General features: G+C 69.3%; 21 protein-coding genes, 1 pseudogene and 1 riboswitch. Of the genes and pseudogenes, 10 read left to right on the top strand and 12 right to left on the bottom strand.

Going from position 1 to position 22,271, the window contains the following annotated elements:
* The first annotated feature begins 52 nt into the window (after positions 1-52).
* Positions 53-1,438, top strand: coding sequence for a serine hydrolase domain-containing protein (locus ACIQHQ_RS17860; RefSeq protein ID WP_402612854.1), 1,386 nt, complete (start codon positions 53-55; stop codon positions 1,436-1,438).
* Between the two features lie 65 nt (positions 1,439-1,503).
* Here ACIQHQ_RS17860 and ACIQHQ_RS17855 read toward each other — a convergent pair whose 3' ends face one another.
* The gene (locus tag ACIQHQ_RS17855) at positions 1,504-1,956 is read right to left on the bottom strand and encodes a GNAT family N-acetyltransferase (protein WP_402612853.1); all 453 of its coding nucleotides are present in this window, start codon (positions 1,954-1,956) and stop codon (positions 1,504-1,506) included.
* Positions 1,957-2,025: 69 nt separating this feature from the next.
* Positions 2,026-2,490: a MarR family winged helix-turn-helix transcriptional regulator gene (locus ACIQHQ_RS17850; protein WP_402612852.1), complete on the bottom strand. Its 465-nt coding sequence runs from the start codon at positions 2,488-2,490 to the stop codon at positions 2,026-2,028.
* Between the two features lie 142 nt (positions 2,491-2,632).
* Between ACIQHQ_RS17850 and ACIQHQ_RS17845 the strand changes: the two genes are divergently transcribed.
* Positions 2,633-3,850 (top strand): MFS transporter, encoded by a 1,218-nt coding sequence (locus ACIQHQ_RS17845; RefSeq protein WP_402612851.1) that lies wholly within the window; start codon positions 2,633-2,635, stop codon positions 3,848-3,850.
* 56 nt (positions 3,851-3,906) lie between these two features.
* Positions 3,907-4,321 (top strand): annotated as a pseudogene (locus tag ACIQHQ_RS17840) (heme-binding protein); the annotation flags it as partial.
* A 72-nt stretch (positions 4,322-4,393) separates the two neighbouring features.
* On the opposite strand, the gene ACIQHQ_RS17835 reads toward ACIQHQ_RS17840, so the two are convergent.
* Positions 4,394-5,257, bottom strand: coding sequence for a GNAT family N-acetyltransferase (locus ACIQHQ_RS17835; RefSeq protein ID WP_402612850.1), 864 nt, complete (start codon positions 5,255-5,257; stop codon positions 4,394-4,396).
* A gap of 569 nt (positions 5,258-5,826) precedes the next feature.
* On the opposite strand from ACIQHQ_RS17835, the gene ACIQHQ_RS17830 reads away from it, so the two are divergent.
* Positions 5,827-7,449, top strand: coding sequence for a globin domain-containing protein (locus ACIQHQ_RS17830; RefSeq protein WP_402612849.1), 1,623 nt, complete (start codon positions 5,827-5,829; stop codon positions 7,447-7,449).
* Between the two features lie 9 nt (positions 7,450-7,458).
* Here ACIQHQ_RS17830 and ACIQHQ_RS17825 read toward each other — a convergent pair whose 3' ends face one another.
* The 5 genes from ACIQHQ_RS17825 to ACIQHQ_RS17805 form a co-directional block, all read right to left on the bottom strand.
* Positions 7,459-7,941, bottom strand: coding sequence for an NUDIX domain-containing protein (locus tag ACIQHQ_RS17825; RefSeq protein WP_402612848.1), 483 nt, complete (start codon positions 7,939-7,941; stop codon positions 7,459-7,461).
* Positions 7,942-8,113: 172 nt separating this feature from the next.
* A complete protein-coding gene (locus tag ACIQHQ_RS17820; RefSeq protein ID WP_402612847.1) occupies positions 8,114-9,019 on the bottom strand; it encodes a LysR family transcriptional regulator in 906 nt (301 codons plus the stop codon).
* Positions 9,020-9,212: 193 nt separating this feature from the next.
* Positions 9,213-10,502: a cystathionine gamma-lyase gene (locus tag ACIQHQ_RS17815; protein ID WP_402612846.1), complete on the bottom strand. Its 1,290-nt coding sequence runs from the start codon at positions 10,500-10,502 to the stop codon at positions 9,213-9,215.
* Entirely contained in the window at positions 10,499-10,990 is a 492-nt protein-coding gene (locus tag ACIQHQ_RS17810; protein WP_402612845.1) for a low molecular weight protein-tyrosine-phosphatase, read from the bottom strand. Before ACIQHQ_RS17810 ends, ACIQHQ_RS17815 begins: the two co-directional genes overlap by 4 nt.
* A 5-nt stretch (positions 10,991-10,995) precedes the next feature.
* Positions 10,996-11,373, bottom strand: a complete 378-nt coding sequence (locus tag ACIQHQ_RS17805) for a phage holin family protein (protein WP_402612844.1) — start codon at positions 11,371-11,373, stop codon at positions 10,996-10,998.
* Positions 11,374-11,433: 60 nt separating this feature from the next.
* Between ACIQHQ_RS17805 and ACIQHQ_RS17800 the strand changes: the two genes are divergently transcribed.
* The 4 genes from ACIQHQ_RS17800 to ACIQHQ_RS17785 all read left to right on the top strand — a co-directional run bounded on the left by ACIQHQ_RS17800 (position 11,434) and on the right by ACIQHQ_RS17785 (position 13,715).
* Entirely contained in the window at positions 11,434-11,751 is a 318-nt protein-coding gene (locus ACIQHQ_RS17800; RefSeq protein ID WP_402612843.1) for a cupin domain-containing protein, read from the top strand.
* 165 nt (positions 11,752-11,916) lie between these two features.
* Complete coding sequence (locus ACIQHQ_RS17795) at positions 11,917-12,129, top strand: DUF5326 family protein (RefSeq protein ID WP_020271174.1); 213 nt, start codon at positions 11,917-11,919, stop codon at positions 12,127-12,129.
* 319 nt (positions 12,130-12,448) lie between these two features.
* Positions 12,449-13,183, top strand: coding sequence for an IclR family transcriptional regulator (locus tag ACIQHQ_RS17790; protein WP_402613068.1), 735 nt, complete (start codon positions 12,449-12,451; stop codon positions 13,181-13,183).
* Positions 13,184-13,280: 97 nt separating this feature from the next.
* The gene (locus tag ACIQHQ_RS17785) at positions 13,281-13,715 is read left to right on the top strand and encodes an SsgA family sporulation/cell division regulator (RefSeq protein ID WP_033309865.1); all 435 of its coding nucleotides are present in this window, start codon (positions 13,281-13,283) and stop codon (positions 13,713-13,715) included.
* 398 nt (positions 13,716-14,113) lie between these two features.
* Here ACIQHQ_RS17785 and ACIQHQ_RS17780 read toward each other — a convergent pair whose 3' ends face one another.
* Positions 14,114-15,925 carry a YibE/F family protein gene (locus ACIQHQ_RS17780; protein ID WP_402612842.1) on the bottom strand — a complete coding sequence of 604 codons (1,812 nt, stop codon included), beginning with the start codon at positions 15,923-15,925 and terminating at the stop codon, positions 14,114-14,116.
* A 72-nt stretch (positions 15,926-15,997) separates the two neighbouring features.
* Positions 15,998-16,187, top strand: a riboswitch (TPP riboswitch).
* On the opposite strand from ACIQHQ_RS17780, the gene thiC reads away from it, so the two are divergent.
* Entirely contained in the window at positions 16,180-17,982 is a 1,803-nt protein-coding gene (thiC, locus tag ACIQHQ_RS17775; RefSeq protein ID WP_402612841.1) for a phosphomethylpyrimidine synthase ThiC, read from the top strand. (Overlaps the previous riboswitch by 8 nt.)
* Before the next feature lie 158 nt (positions 17,983-18,140).
* A complete protein-coding gene (locus ACIQHQ_RS17770) occupies positions 18,141-18,269 on the top strand; it encodes a hypothetical protein (protein ID WP_272923355.1) in 129 nt (42 codons plus the stop codon).
* Between the two features lie 73 nt (positions 18,270-18,342).
* Here the strand turns inward: ACIQHQ_RS17770 and ACIQHQ_RS17765 are convergent, their stop codons facing one another.
* From ACIQHQ_RS17765 to ACIQHQ_RS17755, 3 genes are all read right to left on the bottom strand, one after another.
* The gene (locus tag ACIQHQ_RS17765; protein WP_402612840.1) at positions 18,343-19,206 is read right to left on the bottom strand and encodes a hypothetical protein; all 864 of its coding nucleotides are present in this window, start codon (positions 19,204-19,206) and stop codon (positions 18,343-18,345) included.
* Positions 19,207-19,389: 183 nt separating this feature from the next.
* Entirely contained in the window at positions 19,390-20,481 is a 1,092-nt protein-coding gene (locus ACIQHQ_RS17760) for a metallophosphoesterase (RefSeq protein WP_402612839.1), read from the bottom strand.
* A gap of 321 nt (positions 20,482-20,802) precedes the next feature.
* The gene (locus ACIQHQ_RS17755; protein WP_402612838.1) at positions 20,803-21,915 is read right to left on the bottom strand and encodes a LacI family DNA-binding transcriptional regulator; all 1,113 of its coding nucleotides are present in this window, start codon (positions 21,913-21,915) and stop codon (positions 20,803-20,805) included.
* Between the last annotated feature and the right edge of the window lie 356 nt (positions 21,916-22,271).

Here is a 22,271-nt window from a genome sequence, read left to right as displayed (position 1 = left end):
GCCCGCTCCGAATGTGCTCGACGAGAGGCTGCGGGCCAGGTGGACTGGGCCCATGACGACATCTCAGGGAGAGTTGCTCCCCGGCACACGTCGCGCTCTGCTGCACCGGATCGCCGTCGCGCAGGCCGAGGGACGGGCTCCGTCGCTCGTCGCGGCCGTCGTGCGGGACGGGACGACGGTGTGGACGGGTGCGCGGACCTCGGTGGAAGCCCATGCGCCGGATGACAACGTGCAGTACCGGATCGGTTCGATCACCAAGACCTTCACGGCGGTTCTCGTGTTGCGGCTACGCGACGAGGGCGCAATCGACCTCGGGGATCCGCTGGAGAAGCACCTGCCGGGCACCGGCGTGGGAGAGGCGACCGTCGCCGAACTGCTGGCGCACACAGGGGGATTGGCGGCCGAGACACCGGGACCGTGGTGGGAGCGGAGCCCGGGATCCCTGCGTCCCGAACTCGCCGACGTCCTGGGTGAGCGGCCCCTGCTGACTCCGCCCGGCCGCCGGTTCCATTACTCGAACCCGGGCTATGCGTTGCTCGGCGCACTCATCGAGAAACACCGCGGGGCCCCCTGGGAGGAGGTCCTTCGGCGTGAGGTGCTCGACCCTCTGGGGCTACACCGCACGAGCGTGCGGCCGCAGGCGCCGCATGCGGGTGGCTGGGCCGTGCATCCGTGGGCCGACGTGATGCTTCCCGAACCCACCGAGGATCTGGGCCGCATGGCGCCGGCCGGGCAACTCTGGTCGACCGCGGCCGATTTGGCGCGGTTCGCGGTCTTCTTGGTCAACGGCGACGAGCGGGTACTGAGCGCCGAGTCGCTGCGGGAGATGAGGACGCCGGCCGCGCCCCATGAGGCGGCGGACGTGGCGAGTGGCTACGCCTACTGCCTGGGCATGGAGATCCGGCGGCGGAACGGACGGTCTCTCGTCGGCCACACCGGTTCGTTGCCCGGCTTCCTCGCCTGCCTGATGATCAGCGTCGAGGACGACGTGGCGGCGATCGCCCTGGCCAATGCCACGTCCGGGCCGATGCTGTTCCCCGTCGCCGCGGACCTGGTCCGTATCGTCGCCGAAGCGGAGCCACGCATCCCCGTACCGTGGAAGCCGCTGAACGAGGTCGACTCGTCGCTGCTGGAGTTGACGGGCCAGTGGTACTGGGGGACGCACGCTTTCGCTCTGCGGCTTACGGCCGACGGGCACGTCTCCCTGGGGCCGTTGTCCGGCGGTGGCCGTCGCTCAAGGTTCCGCGCGAACGGTGATGGCACCTGGACAGGGCTGGAGGGCTACTACGCCGGCGAGCTCCTGAAGGTCGTGCGGCGGCCGGACGGGTCCGTGAGCCACCTTGACCTCGGCTCGTTCATGTTCACGCGCCGACCGTATGACGAGGGGACTCCTGTGCCGGGTGGTATCGACCCCGAGGGATGGCGCGGCATCGGTTAGGCGGCGGAGCATGTGGGCGCTTCGTTTCACGTGAAACGAAGCGCCCACACACGTCCTCGCGGCGGTCACAGCTGGAGTTTGAAGCCCGTGTGGGACGCCGTGAAGCCGAGCCGCTCATAGAAGCGGTGGGCTTCGGCGCGCGTCTTGTCGGAGGTCAACTGGACCAACTGGCAGCCTTGGTCCCGGGATTCGTCGATCGCCCACTCGATGAGCTGAGTCCCCAGGCCACCGCCGCGCTCGTCCGTGTGGATGCGCACTCCTTCGACGATCGACCTGGTCGCGCCGCGTCGTGACAGTCCCGGAATGATCGTGAGCTGGAGAGTGCCGACGACCCGGCCTTCCCGAACCGCGACGACCAGGCGCTGGTTCGGGTCGGCGCTGAGCCTCTCCAGCGCAGCCAGGTACGGGGTGAGGTCGTCCGGGGACTCGCGCTGTGCGCCCAGCGGATCGTCCGCGAGCATGGCGACGATCGCCTGGACGTCGTCGGCCACGGCGGCACGTATTTCAAGATCTCCCATGGGGCGCACTCTACGCAGAGAGGCCGGTGCAGAAGCTGTCGCTCGCGGCGAGGCCCGTGGGGAGGTTACCTAGGCGGGCACCGGGGCCTTCAGCGTCTCCACGACCCGGACGAGGGGGGCCAGCTCGGGGTTCTTCGCCGCCTCGTCGAGAGCCTCGCGCAGGGCGGCGTCATTGGTGGGCCGCGCCGCTTCCAGTAGCTCGAGACCGGCCGCGGTGACGTTCGTGTAGATACCCCTGCGGTCGGTGGGGCACAGGTAGCGCTCCAGAAGCCCGCGGTCTTCCAGCCGGGTGACCAGACGTGTGGTGGCGCTCTGGCTGAGGACGACGGCGTCGGCGACCTGCTTCATCTGGAGATGGCCTCCGTCGCCGTCGTGCTGTCGGCTGAGCACGTCCAGCAGGGAGTACTCGCGCGCGCTGAGGTCGTGCTGTGCCTGCAGAGCGCGCTCGATACGGGCCTCGATTCTCCCGTGGAGCAAGGAGAGGGCGCACCAGCTCTGGGCGAGAGCGGTGAGCGCGGGGTCCGTCGCTGTCATTGGCGTTTCCTCCGTCCCGGAGCGGCTGTCTCCCAGGATAGAGCAGGACCGCAATATACGGCGACTGCAAGTAGCCCGCGTATGCAACAATTGTGTACGCACGCAAAGCGCTCATGCAATCGTCTGGGAAGGTAACCCCTCCATGCCTCTCGCGCTTCTGGCCCTCGCGATCGGAGCCTTCGGGATCGGAACGACAGAGTTCGTGATCATGGGCTTGCTGCCCGAGGTCGCGGGCGATTACGGGGTCTCCATCCCCACGGCCGGGTACCTGGTGACCGGCTACGCGCTCGGAGTCATGTTCGGCGCCCCGCTGATGACCGTGCTCGGCACCAAGATCTCCCGCAAGCGGATGCTGATGCTGCTGATGGGCCTGTTCATCGCCGGCAATCTGCTCTCGGCCCTCGCCCCGGCCTTTTCCGTCATGCTGATCGGCCGGATCGTCGCCTCACTGGCACACGGCGCCTTCTTCGGTATCGGCTCGGTGGTCGCGGCCGACCTCGTCGCCCCCGACAAGAAGGCCGGAGCCATCGCGATGATGTTCACCGGCCTGACCGTCGCCAACGTCGTGGGCGTCCCACTGGGCACTCTCGTGGGGCAGTCCGTCGGCTGGCGGGTGACCTTCGGCATCGTCGCCGCCCTCGGTGTCATCGGCCTGGTCGGCATCGCCCGGCTCGTCCCCGACATGCCCAAGGCGAAGGACGTGCGCCTGCGGCACGAGCTGGCCGCCTTCAAGAACGTGCAGGTACTGCTCGCTATGGCCATGACGGTCCTCGGCTTCGGCGGCGTCTTCGCGGCCATCACCTACATCGCGCCCATGATGACCGACGTCGCGGGCTTCGCCGACGGATCCGTCACCTGGCTGTTGGTCCTCTTCGGCCTCGGCATGGTCGGCGGCAATCTCGTCGGCGGCACGTTCGCCGACCGCGCGCTGATGCCGATGCTCTACATCGCCCTGGGCGCCCTGGCCGTCGTCCTGGCGCTGTTCACCTTCACCGCGCACGACAAGCTGCTGTCGGCGATCACCATCACGCTGATCGGTGCCCTGGGCTTCGCGACCGTGCCGCCCCTCCAGAAGCGGGTCCTCGACCAAGCGCACGGCGCTCCCACCCTGGCCTCCGCGGTGAACATCGGCGCCTTCAACCTCGGCAACGCCCTGTCCGCCTGGCTCGGCGGCTTCGTGATCGCGGCAGGCCTCGGCTACACCGCCCCCAACTGGGTCGGTGCCGCCCTGGCTGCCGGAGCCCTGGTTCTGGCCGTCGTCTCGGCCTCCCTGGAGCGGCGTGCCGGTGGTTCCAGCAGCGTGGTCACAGGATCCGCGCCGACGGAGCGGCGGGCCCCTGTCCACCACGGAGCAACCTGAACATCCCGGCCACCCCAAGCCCCGGCACCACAGCAAGCTTTCCAGGAGAACCCCTCATGGGCACCACTACCGCTGCCGCCCCGCTGACCATCCATGAGCCGATGTCCTCGTCGCCGCCGCCCACCATGCCGCTGAGGCCGCGGGCGTCACCGTCGGCGTCACCGATCTGGACGCGGGCGGCCATCTGCTCGCCTTCCGTCGCGACGACCGTGCCGTGCTGATCTCCGGCCGGACCAGCACCCGTAAGGCCTGCACGGCTCTCCATCTGAGCGCGCCCACCGCCGACCTCGTCGACGCGGTGCTGCCCGGATGCCTCTTCCACACGCTGCCGACCGCCCTCGACCGGCCGATGCCGCTCATCGCCGGCGCCGGTGCACCGCGACGGCCGCCTGATCGGCGCGATCGGCGTCGGCGGAGGTGCCCCGGAGCAGGAGCACGGCTTTCGCCACGACCGCCGTGGAGGCCCTTGCCCGACTTAGCCGCTTCAGCGCGACAACGCCGGTCCCGATCCACGGGGAGCCGGCGCCGTCGTATCGAGGGTCTTCAGCCCGCCGCGACCGTGACCGGCGCGAACCGCCGGCTCCAGTCCCCGGGTGACTCGGAGATCCCGTAAGACATCACCGAGTTGAAGGCGACGGACTCCAGACCGCGCTCCTTCACCCATGCGAGGAGCTCTTCGTGCCTCACGTCGATGTCGGTGCGCAGGGGACGGTCGGTGTGCGCGGCGAGGGAGGCGATGAGCGCTTGGGCCACCGATGTGTCGCGTGCGATGAGCGGGCCGACGACGTGGGTGTCCATGTTGGGCCAGGCCGCCCCGTATCCGATGATCCGGCCGTGCTCCTCGGCCACGCGCAACTGGTCCGCGAAAGCGGGCAGTCGGGTGACGATGTGCGTACGGTCGGCCCCGAACACCTGCTCGTCGAGCCGGAGGATCGCGGTGAGGTCCTCGGCGGTCGCGGGACGGGTGGCCACTTTCGGCTCCGGTCCGTCGGGAGTGAAGCGCCCAGTGACCATCTCGGCCCGCCCGGTGACCTTGAAGCCCAGTTCCTCGTAGAGGGGGCGGCCGTACGGCGTCGCGTGCAGGGTGAGAGGCGTGGTGCCCATCGCGGAGATGACATCGCGCATCAGTCGGCGCCCCACGCCCTTGCGGGCATGCCGTCCGGCGACCAGAACCATGCCGATCGCGGCGAGGTCGGGGTCTTGTGGCCCGTACTCGGTGACGACACAGGCACTCACGAGGCCCCCGTCGGGGTCGTCGATGCCGTAGCCCTTCCCGGCCGTGAGAAGGAAAGCCCACTTGTGCTCCTCCCGTGGCCACCCCCGATCCTCGGACAAGTCGGCGCATGCGGCTTGATCGCGGAGCGTCAGACGACGGATGGGCAATGAGGCAAGAGAAGGAGTCGGCACGCAGGTCAGGCTGTCCGACAAGACACCCCGGCGTCCACCTGTTTCGACGGAGACATACGACCTTTTGGCCAGTTGTCACCGCTCGGCCGACGCACGGACCGGGACTGGATGTTTCACGTGAAACACGTAAGAACTTCTGGTGCCGATCGAGCCCGTGAACGGGGGCCGCCGGTCACTTGGTTGGCCGACCTGCTGATGCGCGTCGTGCCCGCATTCGTGACCGGTGCAGGGGGGACTTGTGTGCACAGCGGTGGCCGGTAGGGTCGAATCCGGTTCGCGTCCGGGGACGAGTCGGCTCGTTCCGTGTGGGACGAGTGCAGGGTGATGCGGCCTGGAATGGGCAAGAGAGATCGAAGACCCGCGTTCCGGGTTCGTGACGGAAGCGTCCAGGCGGGTGAGAAGCTCGATGAGAGTTGCTGCGGCCAATGTCACACTCTCGCCTTACTTGTCCGTACGGAGCCGGAATGCGGGTTGAATGTGGCCGCATTGGCCGCGACAGGAGGGGAACAGACCGTCCACGGGGGAAGCAGGCACCTTCCGGCCAAGGAAGTGCGCAGACCGACCGAAAGATGCTCGAGGCGAGGCACACCATGGACGCTCCGACCACCACGTCGGCCGACAGCGGCACTTCTGGCGGCGGGGGCGGCTGGTTCACACCCCGCAAGAACCCGACGACGGCGCCGGACAGCGAACCCGGGACGGCAGACGGGCGCCGACCGGCGGTGATACGCCCCGTGGGCAGGCCCACGCCCGCCCCGGATGTGCCGGAGGACGGCACATCCGAGCCCCCCGTCTCGACGCCCGGCGGCGCGGGCGCCGACGGGCCGGACTCCGGGCGTGAATCCGCGAAGGGGATCCCCACCTCCACCCTTTCCGCCGTGCAGCACCACCCGTCTCACGCGTTCTCCAGCCCGGCCGCCGCCTCGTCGCCGGGTCCCGCACCCATAGCGCTCACCCCGGCGCCTTTCGCCTCCACCGTGGCCGCGCCGCCTGCCGCTCCCGAGCCGCATGTTCCCTCCCCGCGACACGCACCGGCGTCGGCTTCAGAACCAGCCGCCACAGCCTCGGCCGAAGCGGCGTCCCCGGACGCCCTCCTCATCCGCCGCGCCATGGCCGAGGTCGCCCCTGTTTCCGACAAGGTGACGTCGTACTTCTACGCCCTGCTCTTCGTCCGCCACCCCGACCTGCGGTCACTGTTCCCGGCCGCGATGGACACCCAGCGGGACCGGCTGCTCAGGGCGCTGCTCACGGCCGCGGAGCACATCGACGACAAGGACGTCCTCGTCGACTACCTGCAGAATCTCGGCCGCGGTCACCGGAAGTACGGGACGCGGGCCGAGCATTACCCGGCCGTCGGCGAATGCCTCATCGGCGCGCTGAGCAAGTATGCCGCCGGAGTCTGGAACCCGGAGATGGAGGCGGCCTGGGTCCGGGCCTACACCACGATTTCCCAGGTCATGATCGATGCGGCGGCCGCGGACGAACTGCGCGCCCCGGCCTGGTGGTACGCCGAGATCGTCACGCACGAGCTGAGAACCCCGGACGTCGCCGTCGTGACGGTCCGCCCCGACCAGCCGTACCCCTTCCTCGCCGGGCAGTACACCAGCTTGGAGACACCCTGGTGGCCGCGGATCTGGCGGCACTACTCCTTCGCCTCGGCCCCCCGCTCCGACGGTCTGTTGTCGTTCCATGTGAAGGCCGTTCCAGCCGGCTGGGTGTCCAACGCCCTGGTACACCGCGCCCGCCCCGGCGACATCATCCGGCTCGGCCCGCCCGCGGGTTCGATGACCGTCGACCACACCACCGCCAGTGGCCTCCTCTGCCTGGGCGGCGGCACGGGCATAGCGCCCATCAAGGCTCTGGTCGAGGACGTCGCCGAGCACGGGGACCGCCGGCCGGTGGAGGTCTTCTACGGGGCCCGCACCGACCATGACCTGTACGACATCGACACCATGCTCCGCCTCCAGCAGACCCACCCCTGGCTCTCGGTCCGCGCGATCATCGACCAGCAGGCGAACCAGCAGCTGCCGGACGCGATACGGGCCTACGGGCCGTGGAACGAGTTCGATGCCTATCTCTCGGGTCCGCCCGGGATGATCCGCAGCGGTGTGGACGCCCTGAGGGACGTCGGCATCCCGTCGGACCGCATACGGCACGACTCCGTCGAGGAACTGGTTGCGGCGGGGAACTGAACAGCCGTCTCAGCCCAGGTCGGGCGCGTGCATGGCGAGAACACCCTCGATGTTGCCGTCAAGGTAATGCCGCAGCGACAGCGGTACGAGATGGACGGACGCGATCCCGACCCGGGTGAAGGGCACACGCACGATCTCGTACTCACCGACGGGCTCGTCCACCTCGGGACCGTGACGCAGGGAGGGGTCCATGGACTCGAGGCGGCAGACGAAGAAGTGCTGCACCTTCACACCGGTCGCACCACCGTCCTCCCTGATGTGCTCCATGGTGTCCACGAAGCAGGGCACCACGTCGGTGACCTTCGCGCCGAGCTCCTCGTACACCTCGCGGTGGAGGGCATCGACGACGGTCGAGTCGCTGGGCTCGACCCCGCCGCCGGGGGTGAGCCAGTAGGGATCCACACCCGGCTTGGTGCGCTTGATCAAGATCAGGTCGTCACCGTCCAGCAGAACGGCGCGGGCGGTGCGCTTGACCACGGGTCGGACGGTCATGAGTGAAATGTGGCCCGCATGGTTCCACGTGAAACATCGCGAAACGTGACCTCTCGAGCCCTCAGAGTGAGACACCGTTCCGAGCGCCCCGGCACCCGCGCCATGGCGCCCTCCCCCCTTGTCGGGGCGCCCCGCAGTGCACGTCGGCACGGCTCGCGCGCCCCCGAGCGCCTCAGCACCAGTCGGCCGAGGATCGCAGCAACCAGTCGTGCGCCCGCGCGACGTGAGGCATCGCGAGCGTCCCGGTGCGGACCACAAGGAAATACGTCCGCAACGGAGGCACCGCAGGCTCGTACAGGGGCACGACATCGCCCCGCTCCAGCGCCGCCGCGCACAGGTAGCGGGGCAGCACCGCCAGCCCCGCCCCCGCGACCGCGCAGGCCAGGACCGCACGCAGGTCGGGAACGATGACGGTGCCCGGGGCGGCCGGGGGCGAGTCGAAGACGGAGGCCCAGTAGCGGGAGACGAAGGGCAGCGACTCGTGCACCTCCACCACGGGCACCTGCTCCAGGGCCGTTATCGGCTTGCCGTCCGGCTGCCCGGCGCCGGTCTCATCGGCCCAGCGCGGAGCGGCGACCAGGACGTGCTCCTCGTCGCAGAGCGCAGTCGCCGTGAGCAGGGCGCCGCGCGGCTGAGCCGTGCTGATGGCCAGATCGTGATGCCCGGCGGAAAGCCCTTCCAGGGTTTCCTCGGCGTTCCCGAACGAGGCGCGCAAGGCGAAGCCCTGACCGTCCTCGCCGGTCAGCTCCGTGAGGGCGGGCAGGGCTCGTTCGGCGGTGAACTCCGGAGGGCCTGCGAGGTGCAGCGTCCGTAAGCAGGAGTCGTCGTCGAGGCCGGTCTCGGTGATCTCCACCAGCGCGTCGAGATGTGGTGCGGCCTTGTGGGCGAGTTCGTCGCCGATGCTCGTCGGGGTCACGCCGCGGGCCTGCCGCAGGAACAAGGGGCGGCCCAGCTGCCGTTCCAGCGTCCGGATCTGCGAGGTGACGGCCGGCTGGGAGAGGCCGAGCAGCGCGGCGGCGCGGGTGAAGGAGCCGGCTCGGTGCACGGTCACGAAGGTCCGCAGCAAGGCCAGATCCACCGCACAAGCTCCCCTCTTCGGCCCCGCTCATGCCCTGGCCGCGCTCAACTATAAATAAGTCGATAGGTCTCTGTCGCTACAGTGATTGGACACTGACAGAGAGTCAACTAGCCTTGGTCGCGCGGTTCTTGCGCGGGGAACCGGAGGACGGTCCGAGCCACGAGGGGGGAGGCTCGGACCGTCCATGGGGATGTCAGGCAGCCGACGCGTCCAGCGCACGCAGCACGTCCGCCACCAGGTCCTCGGGGTCCTCGGCTCCGACCGAGAGGCGGATGAAGCCCTCCGGCACCGCGTCCCCGCCCCAGCGCCCGCGCCGCTCGGCCGTGGACCGCACCCCGCCGAAACTCGTCGCGTCGTCCACAAGCCGCAGCGCGTCCAGGAAGCGATCGGCACGCGCGCGCGTGGGCAGCGTGAACGACACCACGCACCCGAAGCGCCGCATCTGCCGCGCGGCGACCGCGTGCGAGGGGTCGTCGGGGAGCCCCGGGTAGCGCAAGCCCGACACCTCGGGCCGTTCACACAGCGCTTCGGCGACCGCCAGCGCCGTTGCGCTCTGCCGGTCGACCCGCATCTGGAGCGTCGCGATCGAACGATGCGCGAGCCAGGCCTCCATGGGGCCGGGGATCGCACCGACGATCTTGCGCCAGCGGCGTACGCCGGCCATCGCCGCCTGGTCCCGGCCGACGACGTAGCCCAGCAGGACGTCGCCGTGGCCGGTGAGCTGCTTGGTGCCGCTGGCCACCGCGAAGTCGGCGCCGAGTTCCAGCGGACGCTGGCCGAGGGGCGTCGCGAGGGTGTTGTCGACGGCCACCAGGGCACCACGCGCGTGTGCCGCCTCGGCGAGCCGCCTGATGTCGCACACGTCCAGCCCGGGGTTCGACGGCGTCTCGATCCACAGCAGCTTCACGCCGTCGAGGACGTCGAGCTGGGCGTCACCGCCGGTCGGCGCGGTGCGCACCTCGATGCCGTAGGCCTCCAGCTGGGCGCGGACCAGTGGCAGCGCCTGATAGCCGTCGTCGGGCAGGACGCACACGTCACCGGTGCGCAGCTGGGAGAAGAGCACCGCTGAGATCGCGGCCATGCCGGAGGCGAAGACGAGCGTCTCGGCACCGTCCGGGCCGGGCGCCTCTAGCTCGCCGACGGCGCGCTCGAGCAGTGTCCAGGTCGGGTTTTCGTCGCGGCCGTACGTGTAGGGGCCGGTCGGGTCGCCCGGCAGGTGGAAGTGAGCGGCGAACACGGGACCGGGCAGGGTGGGCTCGTGCTTGACCGGCTCGGGCAGCCCGGCCCGCACCGCGCGCGTGCCGTCACCGGCGTCCTCGGTAGCGAGGCCCGCGGCACCCGTCACCTTGCCCACGGCGGCTGTCACGTCGTCCACGGCACCCGTCGCTCGGGCCGCCGCACCCGTCACCCGGCTCGCGGCATCCTTCACCCGGTCCGTTTCGCCCGTCGCCCGGCCCACGTCACCCCTGGCGGAATCACTCATGCCGCCCGTCCTTCCACGTGCTCGCGTACTGCGGCGAGCAGCCCTGTGCTCGCCGCCTCCACCATCTCAAGGCACTCCTCGAAGCCGTCCATGCCCCCGTAGTAGGGGTCCGGTACGTCGAGGTCCTCGCCGGCGGCGGGGTCGTACGAGCGCAGCAGTCGTACCTTCTGTGCGTCCTGTTCCGTGGGGGCGAGGCGGCGCAGGGCTCCGAGGTGGCCGGAGTCGAGCGCGATCACCAGGTGGAGGCGGGAGAACCAGGACGGCTGGAACTGCCGGGCCGTGTGGCCGCCGGCGTAGCCGTGCTCCTCCAGGACGGCCGCCGTGCGCGGGTCGGCCCCGTCGCCCTCGTGCCAGCCGCCCGTACCGGCGCTGTCGACCTCCACCAGCCCGTCGAGACCGGCCTCCGCCACCCGCGCGCGGAAGACGATCTCTGCCATCGGGGAACGGCAGATGTTGCCCGTGCAGACGAAACAGACGCGGTACGTCATGGTGCTCAGTCCTCGTCGGGCAGGACGACGTGCAGGGCCCAGGAGACGACGGAGATGATCAGACCGCCCAGGACGGCCGTCCAGAAGCCCTCCACGTGGAAGCTCAGGTCGAGCTTGTCCGCAAGCCACGAGGTGAGCAGGAGCATCAGCGCGTTGACGACCAGGGTGAACAACCCGAGTGTCAGGATCAGCAACGGAAGGCTGAGGAGCTTGACGACCGGTTTGACGAGGAAGTTCACCAGCCCGAAGAGCAGTGCCACGACGATCAGGGTGCCGACCTTCTTGCCCGTGCTGTCACCGGTCAGGGTGATCTTGTCGAGCAGCCATACGGCGACCGCCAGGGCACCCGCGTTGGCGATCGTCTTGACTACGAAATTCTTCATGTGTCTGATCGTGGCAGACCTGATCGGGTATGAGGACAAGAGGCAGGGGCGGGCAAGGCGATGAAGGCATTCCGGCTGGATGAACTGGAGGCGGAGCGCGCCGCCAACGACGGCGCCTACCTGCAGTTTCTGCGGGAGCAGAACATGTCGGTCGGCCTGTACGCTCTCGACGCGGGCGTACAGGATCCACAGAAGCCGCACCATCAGGACGAGGTCTACTTCGTTGTGAGCGGCCGGGCCGCGATCACCGTCGGCCTGGAGACGACCCAGGTGGCGCGCGGCAGCGTGATCTACGTGCCGGCGGGAGTGGCCCACAAGTTCCACCACATCACCGAGGATCTGAGGGTGCTGGTGGTCTTCTCTCCGCCCGAGAGGTGACGGACGACCTCAGGGTTCCCTCAGGGATCGGTCAGGGGAGGACAAGGGGTGCGAGGCCCCCGTTCGCCCCCTCTCCGGACCTAGCATCGAGTGCAGGACGTCAGAGATCCACAAGGACGGACAGGACCCGGCATTCGAACGGGCGGAGAGGTAAGGACGAGGGCGATGCGAGAGATCTTCACGGGGCTGCCGTGGTGGGTGAAGTGGATCGCGGTGCCGGTCATCGCCCTGGTCGTGTTCGGCGGGCTGATCGCCAGCGTGGTCGGGTTCGTCATCGGACTGCTCTTCAAGGTGCTGGTCTTCGTGGCGCTGGTCGGAGGACTGATCTACGTCGTACGGAAGTTCACATCGAGCTCCTCGTCGCGCAGCGACTGGTGAGGCCGGTGGGAAACCGGTGGGGGTAGCGGGACACGCCTGGAATCACCGGTTCCCTCGGGCGGGGGAAGTTTCCCGGCGGGGTCGTCTGCACGCGGTGGCAGGCGAATAGAGTCCGGAAATCGACGCGGGGACTTCCCCGCGAGCGGCATTCACCCCACCCGTGTTCCTCCACACGGTCTGCCCCCTCGCGCTTCGGGAGAGACCCTTGGTCCCGGCTGACACCGCACCCGTCCACCTCCACACCGTCCCCGCGCAACCCCGCTCGGCGGCACCCCCCGGGCCACCGGCCCCCTCCGCACCCGCGCCTCCGCCGACCCTCATCGGATCCGTGCAGCGCGCGATGCGACTGCTGGAGACCGTCGCCGTGCACGAGTACGGCGCCCCCGCCAAGCAACTGGCCCGCGAGACCGGGCTGGCGCTGCCGACGACCTATCACCTGTTGCGCACGCTCGTGCACGAGGGCTATCTGCGCCGCGACAAGGGCCTGTTCTTCCTCGGAGAGGCCGCAGAGCGGCTGAGCAGCAGCGGGGCGCGGCAGAAACGTCGCAGCACGGTGGTCGACGTACTCGCGCACTGGCGGGACGTCCTCGGCGTGCCCGTGTACTACGCGGTGTACCGCGAGGGCGAGATCGAGGTCATGTGCGTCTCCGACACCCCGAACAACCCGGCCGTCGAGGAGTGGGCCGACTTCCGTGAGACCGGGCACGCGCACGCCGTCGGGCAGTGCCTGTTGTCCCAGCTGGACGAGGACGCACGACGTGATCACCTCGATCGCTACCCGGTACAGCCGCTCACGCCGTACACCGTGCGCGACAACCACAGTCTGCTCCGGCGTCTGGAGCGCATCCGGCGCATGGAACCGGTGATCGAGCGTCAGGAGTACGCCTTGGGCGCGGTCTGCGCCGCGATCCCGCTCACGCTCGGCACCACGGCAGCGACGATGGCCATTTCACTCCCCGCACATCAGGCCGACCGGTTGCTGCCCGCGGCCCGGCAGTTGCAGGCCGAGATCGGGCGGTCGCTCGGCTCGCTCGCGCTCTCTATCAGTATGTGAAAACTCACTCCTTGTGATCTGCTGTGTACGTTCAGCAAGATTCCACCAGTGTCAGAGGTTCGTTCCCGGCCAGTCACGGCGAATGACGGGGTTATCGATGCGCGAGTCCGTGCAAGCAGAGGTCATGATGAGCTTTCTCGTGTCCGAGGAGCTCTCCTTCCGCATTCCGGTGGAGCTGCGCTATGAGTCCAGTGATCCCTATGCCGTCCGGCTGACGTTTCATTTGCCCGGTGATGCCCCCGTGACGTGGGCTTTCGGCCGGGAGTTGCTGATCGACGGGGTCGGCCGGCCGTGCGGGGAGGGCGACGTGCGGGTCACGCCCGTCGAACCCGATGCGCTGGGCGAGGTCTTGATCAGGCTTCAGGTGGGCAGCGACCAGGCGTTGTTCCGGTCGTCGACGGCACCGCTCGTCGCTTTCCTCGACCGTACGGACAAGTTGGTGCCGCTGGGCCAGGAGGGCTCGCTCGCCGACTTCGACGCCCACCTGGACGAGGCCCTGGACCGCATCCTCGCCGAGCAGGGCGCTGGTTGAGACATGGGCCCGGCGGCACGGTGGAGGAACGCTTCACCGGATGCCGCCGAGCTGCGCAGGAACGCTTCTTCCTGCGATGGTCGTATGACCGGGCGATCTTCTCGCGGAGGGCGGACGCTTCCGCCGCCGGAGATGGTGCGGGCCGCTGCGGTGGAGGCGCCGGAAGGGCGGGACGCGGCTGAGCCGCTGGACTCGCGGGAAGCGGCCGAGGCCGAGGCGCCCGGGGCCCACGCGCCCCGACGCCGGGAGTCCGGCACGGGGCCTGAGTGCGGGGCGTCTTCCCTCGCGGCCCGAGGCTTGCGCAGGGCCCGGGCCCAGGCCACCTGCGGCAGGCGAGAGGCGTCAGCGCTTGCGCCTTGCGCAGGCACAGGCCAGGCCACCTGCGGCAGGGCGACGCGTCAGCGCTTGCGGCGTCGGCCCCTCCCCCCGCGTGCCGGGGTCCCTGAGGCCTCTGCGGCAGGCTCCGCTCCGGTACGGTCGGCCGAGACCACCAGCGCCGCCAGGGCCGTGGTGACCGGCACCGAGGCGACCAGGCCGATCGAACCGACCAGCGTGCGCACGATCTCCTCCGCCACCAGTTCGCTGTTGGCGACCGTGCCCACACTGCTCTGTGCGATCGAGAACAGCAGCAGCAGCGGCAGTGCCGCCCCCGCGTAGGCGAGGACGAGCGTGTTGACGACCGAGGCGATGTGGTCACGGCCGATCCGGATGCCCGCGCGGTAGAGCCCGCGCCAGCCCATCGACGGGTTGGCCTCGTGCAGTTCCCAGACCGCCGAGGTCTGGGTGACCGTCACGTCATCGAGTACGCCCAGCGAACCGATGATGACGCCGGCCAGCAGCAGACCACTCATGTCGATCGTCGGATAGAGACCGTGGATGAGCCCGGTGTTGTCGTCGGTGTTGCCGGTGAGCGCGGCCCAGTCGATGAACACCGAACCGAGGATGCCGATGAGCAGCAGGGAGATGAGCGTGCCGAGCACCGCCACGGATGTCCGGGCGGACAGGCCATGGCACAGATAAAGGGCGATGAGCATGATGGCGCTCGCACCCACCACCGCCACGATCAGGGGATTGGAGCCCTGCAGGATCGCCGGCAGGATGAAGAAGTTCAGCACCAGGAAGCTCATGGCCAGCGCGACCAGGGCCATGACACCGCGCAACCGCCCGACGGCCACGACGGCGAGCGCGAAGATGCCGGCGAGCAGCCCCATGGGCAGACGGCGGTTGATGTCGGTGACCGAGTACTGGAGGTCCTTCGGCGCGGAGGGCTCGTAGGCGACCACGACCTCCTGGCCCTCGTGCAACTGGCGGGACTGGTCCGGCTGGACGATCTCGGTGAACGTACGGCCCTTGTCATTGCCGCTGTCGACCCGGATCGTGGCCCTCTTACAGGTGCCCTTCTCCGCCTGCACCGCCGAGGAACCCTCTGCGGTGGAGGTGTCGCCGGTCGGCGGAACGCCCGAGGCACCGGCCTCCTTGCAGCTCACCTCGACCACCTTGGTGACCGTGGCCTGCTGCGTCTGCCGGTCGAAGCCGACGCCGGTGCGCTCGTGCGACGGGGCGCCGCCCGGCCACAGCACGGCGAGACCGACCAGCACTGCCACGGCGAACGGGATCAGGACCGCCGCGATGACCTTGCGTAGATGCAGGGAGACGGGCGTGGCCGGGCCGTGGTGGTGACTGTGGGAATGACCATGGCCGCCACCCGGTGCGGAGCCGTGGCCGTGTCCGTCGCCCCCACCGTGGTGGTTGTCCCCACCGTGGCCGTGCCCGTCACCTCTGCCGGGGCCGGAACCATGCCCGCCACTGTGCCCGCCGCCGGGGCCACCGTGGCCGCCACCGGAAGAACCGGCACCCGGGCCGCCACCGGCGCCTGGCCCGTACTCTCCGCCGGGACGAGAGCCGTACGCACGGCCCGGAGCGGAGTCGTACCCGCCGCCGGAGCCCGAGCCGTACTCATCACCGGAGCCCGAGCCGTATCCAGAACCGGAGCCGGAATCACGCTCACCGCCGCCTCCGGAACCGAAGCTCCCGACGCGGCCGTAGCCAGGCCCAGGGCCCTGCCCCTGAGTCTGCTCCTGCCGGACCTCGGCGGCGTGCCGGGTTTCGGCGGCGCCGTCATGGCCGTCACCACGGCCGTTGCCGTTTCCGGCACCGGATCCGCGGGGCGGTTCGGGCGGGGGGTAGGGGGGACGCTGCGTCGTGGTCACCGACCGATCATCGCAAGAACGAGGGGGGCCCTCTGTTCACCGCGCCAGAATTGCCGCTAGCGTGGAGGCACCTTTTGTACACGCGGGAGCTCGGAGCACCGGGCTGAGAGGGCGCTGACCTCCGTCCCAGCGATGTTTCACATGAAACATCGCCGGAGTCGAGTGATGTTTCACACGGAACGTCACCGGGCGGAAGCCGCTGCGTCGACCGCCGAACCTGTTACCGGGTAATGCCGGCGTAGGGAGTAGGTCTCATGACCAGCAAGGACACACGCACGCCTGCCTCCGTTCCGGACGAGAAGTCCGAGGAGGCCGGGAAGTCCATCGGCTGGCACAAGGCGTATGTCGAGGGCTCTCGCCCAGACCTGCGCGTGCCGGTCCGTCAGGTGCACCTCACCAACGGCCAGTCGGTCACGCTGTACGACACATCGGGCCCCTACACCGATCCGCTCGTCGACACCGACGTCCGCAGGGGCCTGTCGCCGCTGCGCGAGAACTGGATCGTCGCCCGCGGTGACACCGAGGAGTACGCGGGCCGGCCCGTCCGTCCCGAGGACGACGGCATCAAGCACACCTCGCCCCGCGGCGGGCTCCGTAACCTGGACGCCGTCTTCCCCGGCCGGCCGCGTCAGCCTCGCCGGGGCAGGCAGGGCCAGGCGGTCACGCAGCTCGCGTACGCCCGTCGTGGCGAGATCACGCCCGAGATGGAGTACGTGGCCATCCGGGAGAACGTGGCGCCCGAGGTTGTGCGGGACGAGATCGCCGCGGGCCGGGCCGTGCTGCCGGCCAACGTGAATCACCCGGAGATCGAGCCGATGATCATCGGCAAGCGGTTCCTGGTGAAGGTCAATGCCAACATCGGCAACTCGGCCGTGACCTCCTCCATCGAGGAGGAGGTCGAGAAGATGACCTGGGCGACCCGCTGGGGCGCCGACACGGTCATGGACCTGTCCACCGGCCGCAACATCCACACCACGCGCGAGTGGGTGCTGCGCAACTCCCCCGTCCCGATCGGCACCGTGCCGCTCTATCAGGCTCTGGAGAAGGTCGACGGCCGGGCCGAGGAGCTGACCTGGGAGATCTACAAGGACACGGTCATCGAACAGGCCGAGCAGGGGGTGGACTACATGACGGTCCATGCGGGCGTGCGCCTGGCGTACGTCCCGCTGACGGCGAACCGCAAGACCGGCATCGTCTCCCGCGGCGGCTCGATCATGGCCGCTTGGTGCCTCGCGCACCACAAGGAGTCGTTCCTGTACGAGAACTTCGAGGAGCTCTGCGAGATCCTCGCCGCGTACGACGTCACGTACTCGCTCGGCGACGGTCTCAGGCCCGGATCGATCGCGGACGCCAACGACGAGGCGCAGTTCGCGGAGTTGCGCACGCTCGGGGAACTCAACCGGATCGCGAAGCGTTTCAATGTGCAGACCATGATCGAGGGCCCGGGTCATGTCCCGATGCACAAGATCAAGGAGAACATCGACCTTCAGCAGGAGATCTGCGATGAAGCTCCGTTCTATACGCTCGGCCCGCTGACCACGGACGTCGCCCCGGCGTACGACCACATCACCTCCGGCATCGGTGCCGCGATGATCGCCTGGTGGGGCACGGCGATGCTGTGTTACGTCACGCCCAAGGAGCACTTGGGCCTGCCGAACCGCGACGACGTGAAGACCGGCGTCATCACCTACAAGATCGCTGCCCACGCCGCCGACCTCGCCAAGGGACACCCCGGTGCGCAGGAGTGGGACGACGCGCTGTCCGACGCCCGTTTCGAGTTCCGGTGGGAGGACCAGTTCAACCTGGCTCTCGACCCGGACACGGCACGGGAGTTCCACGACGAGACCCTGCCCGCGGAACCGGCCAAGACGGCCCACTTCTGCTCGATGTGCGGTCCCAAGTTCTGCAGCATGAAGATCAGCCAAAGCATCACAGAGCGGTTCGGTGGTGCTGCGGCTGAGGGTGCCTCGTCCGAGGAGATTGCCGAGGGGATGCTCCAGAAGTCGAAGGAGTTCGCGGCGAGCGGGAACCGGGTTTATCTGCCGCTGGCTGATTAGCCGGAGCCGTGTGGGACGGCCCGCGGCTCGTGGAGTCATGGGCCGTTCTGTCCGGCCTGGAAGGCACGGACCTGCCTACGTGCTCTCTGGCAGAGCGCCTGTTGGCGGGGCCGGACGACGACGTCAGTCCGCGCGACTCCGGTCTGGACTTGTCCAGCATGAAGATCTCTCAGGACATCCGCCGTGAACACGGCGGCACACGGACCGAGATCGAGGAGGGCATGGCCCTGAAGTCGAAGGAGTTCGCCGCGAGCGGGAACCGCGTGTACCTGCCCATAGCGGACTGACCTGCCGCGCACAGGCCCGGGGGCCGATGCCCCCCGGCCTGTGGGAGGCGCCTGCTCGGACGGGATCCGACGGCTACTCCGGCTGGTGCTCCGGGCCTCCGAAGTCCGGGCTGGTGTAGTCCGGACTGCTGAAGCTGGGGCGCGAACCTCGGCCGCCGTCGTCCGGGCTGGTGAACCCCGGGCGGTCGTAGCCGAGGTGCGGCATGCGACTGACCGGGGTGGACGAGGGCGTGGGGTGCAGTGCGGCGGTCGCACCGGGGTCGACGAGTGCTTCGCGCAGGAAGGGCAGGATCCCGCGTTCCAGCAGCGCCTCGTGCCAGGCCGCCCTGGCCTGGGCCACCTCCCCCTGCAATTCGCCGTACGGCCCGCTTTCGGCCGTGGGCTTGTTGCGCAGGGCGGTGAGCAGCAGTCCCACCGCGGCGACGAGGATCGCGACCGCGGTCACGGCGCCGAACACCCAGCCCGTGGTGAGCATGGTCCGGGCGAATCCCTGCTCGGGGTCGAGCATCTGCAGGATGTAGCCGACGAGCAGGAAGATCGCCGCCGCGGTACCGGCCAGGACGGGTGCGAGGACGGCGACGACGGCGACGGCGCCCGCGCCGGTGGCGTCGGCGACGCCCATGCCGGCGGCGAGCCCCGAGGCGCCCGCGCCCGGCTCGGAGGAACCGGACTCGTGCACGGCCGGCGAAGCGGACGACGCGGGCTGACGTAGTTCGTTGCGGACCTTGACGTAGTGCTGGTATTCGGCCGACGCGGCGGCCGTGATGAGCGCGGTGGCGTTCAGCGCCATGGTGCGCAACTGCTCGGGGTTGAGCCGCTGTCCGACAGCGGCCAGGTCGGGACGGTGTGGTGCGGAGCGCAGCGCCTCATCGAGGATCCGCTCGTATTCCTGGCGGTCCTCGCTCAGCAGGTGCTGCGGAACGCTGTTCATGTGCATCCCCCGATGCTCCGTAGGGCTTGGGGCTCGGCATGCTGACGAGCCGTCGGGCAGAAACGGAGGGGAGCCTGCTACGGATAAGCCGATGGTAGAGCGGTGACGGTATGCGGTGACAGGGGGTTTACTGAAATTGGCCCCTCGCCGTCCCGGTCCTCCGAGCGGGGGCGCCTGCCCGGTGAACGTTCACGTATCCAGCGGCAGTTGCTGGACCAGCAGCTTTCCGGCCATGGTCACGCCGCCGTCCATGGCGATGGCGAGTCCGTCGGCGTAGACGTGCGGTCCTTCGATGACCGGGTCGCTGTTGTCCTCGTCGTCCTCGGCACCGACTTCGCCCAGCAGGTACGGGATCGGGCTGTGGCCGTGAACGATCCGGGTGCCCCCGTACGTATCGAGCAGACGGCGCACGGCGTCCGCGCCACCCTCGTCGCGGAAGGAGAACCGCTTGGTGAACTTGCGGAACAGGTCCCAGACCTCGTCCGCGTCGTTGCGGGTGATCGTCTCGCGGACGGTGTCGTTGACCTCTTCGATGGACCGGCCGTAATCGAGGTAGGCGGTGGTGTCGGAGTGGACGAGCAGGTGGCCGTCGACCTCCTCGACGGCGTCCAGACGGGACATCCACTGTAGGTGATGGTCCTGGAGGCGGTCCATGTCGGTCTTCTGGCCGCCGTTGAGCAGCCAGGCCGCCTGGAAGGTGGCGGTGCCCGCGCCGGAGTTGACGGGGGTGTCGCCGAACCGCTTCGCGCCCAGCAGCAGCAGCTCGTGGTTGCCCATGAGTGCCTTGCAGTAGCCGCCGGCCGCGGCTGCCTCGGCGGACAGCCGCATCACCAGGTCGATGACGCCGATGCCGTCCGGACCGCGGTCGGTGAAGTCCCCGAGGAACCACAGCCGGGCGGTACCCCCGCACCAGTTGCCGGAGGCGTCGAGCAGGCCCTTCTCCTGGAGGGCCGACACCAGCTGGTCGAGATAACCGTGCACGTCACCCACGACGTACAGCGGTCCCTGCCCGGTGCTGGCCTGCGGGGCGGCGGCGGTCTCGGGTTCCACGGTCACTTGGACAGTGTCACCCCGGTTGATGACGGGAAGGTCGCGCTGGGTCGGCGTGTATCCCTCGGGGTAGGTCTCCTCGGGCGGCGGGGCGACCTCCCCGGGGTGGACGCTGTGGACGTACGGACCGGTCTCGTGGACGTACGCGGGCACCCGGAAGTCGCGCAACGTCGCCGTCCGCTCCACCTCGGGTCCCTGACCGGCCCCCTGAGTCATCGACCCCTCCACCATCGCGCCGCATTGCACCGCATCGGACTGCCTGGTCGTAGCGGCCCGCGGATGTCGTGGGCCCATCATAGGAATGCGGATCGCGCCGTGTGATGACCCAGGGGTGGTGAATCAGAGCAAGAGTCCAGTTCACTGCGGCTTTCGCCCCGATTGAGCCGTGCTTTGACCACCGTGTGACCGTCCTCGCTCTTCTTCTCTTCGCGAGAACGATCCCTTCTCTCCGGGGGACCGGCCCTGTTTCTCCCCAGGAGGACGACCTTCCCTTTACCCCGTTGCGGGAGAGGTCCTCTGCCGGACGCCCCCTGCGAGGCGTCCCCGGGAGACCTAGGTCTCCTCGGGTGAGCGCGGCGGGCTGACCGTCGTGCGCGGCGGGCGTCGCTGGGAAGAGGTACGCACGATCAGCTCCGTCGGTATCACCTGCTCCACCGGATGGTCGGATTCCACTCCCTCGATGGCGTCGATGAGGAGCTGCACCACCGCCGTGCCGATGCGGCGCGGCTTCAGGGAGAGCGTGGTGATGGGCGGATCCGTGTTGGCGTACACCGTGGATTCGCTGCAGCACACCAGCAGCAGGTCCTCCGGAACGCGCAGGCCGTAACGGCGGGCGGCGGCGAGCAGGTCGGTGCCGTTCGGGTCGAACAGCCCGTAGACCGCGTCGGGCCGGTCGGGCCGGGCGAGGAGCCGGTCGGCGGCGACGGCGCCCGCGCACGGATCGTGCGCGGGGTAGGCCTCGTACACCGGGTCCTGGCCGACGCGCTCACACCAGCGCAGGTACGCGGTGGTGGACAGGTGGGTGTACGTGTCCGTCGTCGTGCCGGTCAGCAGGCCGATGCGGCGGGCGCCGGCGGCGGCCAGGTGGTCGAGGATGCCGAGGACGGCGGCCTCGTGATCGTTGTCCACCCAGGCCGTGACCGGCAGCGAGCCTGCCGGGCGGCCGTCGGAGACGACCGGCAGGCCTTGCCGTACGAGCTCGCTGACGACCGGGTCCTGGTCGGAGGGGTCGATGACGACCGTGCCGTCCAGGGCGACGTTCGACCAGACGTCGTGGCGGGAGGTCGCGGGCAGGATGACGAGGGCGTAGCCGCGGGCGAGCGCGGCGGAGGTGGCGGCCCGTGCCATCTCGGCGAAGTATGCGAACTCGGTGAAGGTGAAAGGCTCATCCCCGTACGTGGTCACGGTCAGACCGATGAGGCCCGACTTGCCGGTACGGAGGGTCCGGGCGGCGGCCGAGGGCCGGTAGCCCAGCCGGTCGGCGACTTCCCGGACATGGCGCCGGGTGGCGTCCGGGAGTCGGCCCTTGCCGTTGAGGGCGTCGGAGACGGTCGTGATCGAGACTCCGGCGGCGGCGGCCACGTCTCTGATACCGGCCCGACCCGGCCGACTGCCTCGTCGTGAGGTTTCCGCGCGGCTCACCTGGTGCTTCCCTGCTGCTGTCATGGCGAGCCGATAGTAGGGCTCATGCGGTGGGGTAGTGCGGACGCATATGCACGCGTTGACAGGCACGTTTCTGCATGATCATTTGAGCCCAATTGCTTTAGAAACCAAGGGCGTTGAGCGGTCCCATGCCAGTACGTGACGTGGTGGCGCACACGGGCCTGCCAAGTGGCCGATGTTGCGAAGAGGTCTCAACTCACCTGCATGGGGGATGCGCGCCACGGCGTGCACCACCGGCGCCTAGATATATGTGCGGCGCGCCCCCCGGATTCGTACGCCTTGGTGCGGTGATGCCCCTGATGCCGTTGGGACGGAGGAGGCCGAAGCCGTCCGGTCGGCCGCGGCTATACGCAGGGGCG

The organism is Streptomyces sp. NPDC092370 (assembly GCF_044755265.1).
Lineage (GTDB): Bacteria > Actinomycetota > Actinomycetes > Streptomycetales > Streptomycetaceae > Streptomyces.
Note: the sequence above shows the minus strand (reverse complement) of the source record. Positions and strands in the feature narration are given on the sequence as shown.

Excerpts from the sequence above, each read along its gene's own strand:
- ACIQHQ_RS17860 (WP_402612854.1), top strand. The coding sequence starts at position 53 with ATGACGACATCTCAGGGAGAGTTGCTCCCCGGCACACGTCGCGCTCTG.
- ACIQHQ_RS17855 (WP_402612853.1), bottom strand. The coding sequence starts at position 1,956 with ATGGGAGATCTTGAAATACGTGCCGCCGTGGCCGACGACGTCCAGGCG.
- ACIQHQ_RS17850 (WP_402612852.1), bottom strand. The coding sequence starts at position 2,490 with ATGACAGCGACGGACCCCGCGCTCACCGCTCTCGCCCAGAGCTGGTGC.
- ACIQHQ_RS17845 (WP_402612851.1), top strand. The coding sequence starts at position 2,633 with ATGCCTCTCGCGCTTCTGGCCCTCGCGATCGGAGCCTTCGGGATCGGA.
- ACIQHQ_RS17830 (WP_402612849.1), top strand. The coding sequence starts at position 5,827 with ATGCTCGAGGCGAGGCACACCATGGACGCTCCGACCACCACGTCGGCC.
- ACIQHQ_RS17825 (WP_402612848.1), bottom strand. The coding sequence starts at position 7,941 with ATGACCGTCCGACCCGTGGTCAAGCGCACCGCCCGCGCCGTTCTGCTG.
- ACIQHQ_RS17815 (WP_402612846.1), bottom strand. The coding sequence starts at position 10,502 with ATGAGTGATTCCGCCAGGGGTGACGTGGGCCGGGCGACGGGCGAAACG.
- ACIQHQ_RS17810 (WP_402612845.1), bottom strand. The coding sequence starts at position 10,990 with ATGACGTACCGCGTCTGTTTCGTCTGCACGGGCAACATCTGCCGTTCC.
- ACIQHQ_RS17805 (WP_402612844.1), bottom strand. The coding sequence starts at position 11,373 with ATGAAGAATTTCGTAGTCAAGACGATCGCCAACGCGGGTGCCCTGGCG.
- ACIQHQ_RS17800 (WP_402612843.1), top strand. The coding sequence starts at position 11,434 with ATGAAGGCATTCCGGCTGGATGAACTGGAGGCGGAGCGCGCCGCCAAC.
- ACIQHQ_RS17795 (WP_020271174.1), top strand. The coding sequence starts at position 11,917 with ATGCGAGAGATCTTCACGGGGCTGCCGTGGTGGGTGAAGTGGATCGCG.
- ACIQHQ_RS17785 (WP_033309865.1), top strand. The coding sequence starts at position 13,281 with ATGCGCGAGTCCGTGCAAGCAGAGGTCATGATGAGCTTTCTCGTGTCC.
- thiC (WP_402612841.1), top strand. The coding sequence starts at position 16,180 with ATGACCAGCAAGGACACACGCACGCCTGCCTCCGTTCCGGACGAGAAG.
- ACIQHQ_RS17770 (WP_272923355.1), top strand. The coding sequence starts at position 18,141 with ATGAAGATCTCTCAGGACATCCGCCGTGAACACGGCGGCACACGGACC.
- ACIQHQ_RS17765 (WP_402612840.1), bottom strand. The coding sequence starts at position 19,206 with ATGCACATGAACAGCGTTCCGCAGCACCTGCTGAGCGAGGACCGCCAG.
- ACIQHQ_RS17760 (WP_402612839.1), bottom strand. The coding sequence starts at position 20,481 with ATGGTGGAGGGGTCGATGACTCAGGGGGCCGGTCAGGGACCCGAGGTG.
- ACIQHQ_RS17755 (WP_402612838.1), bottom strand. The coding sequence starts at position 21,915 with ATGACAGCAGCAGGGAAGCACCAGGTGAGCCGCGCGGAAACCTCACGA.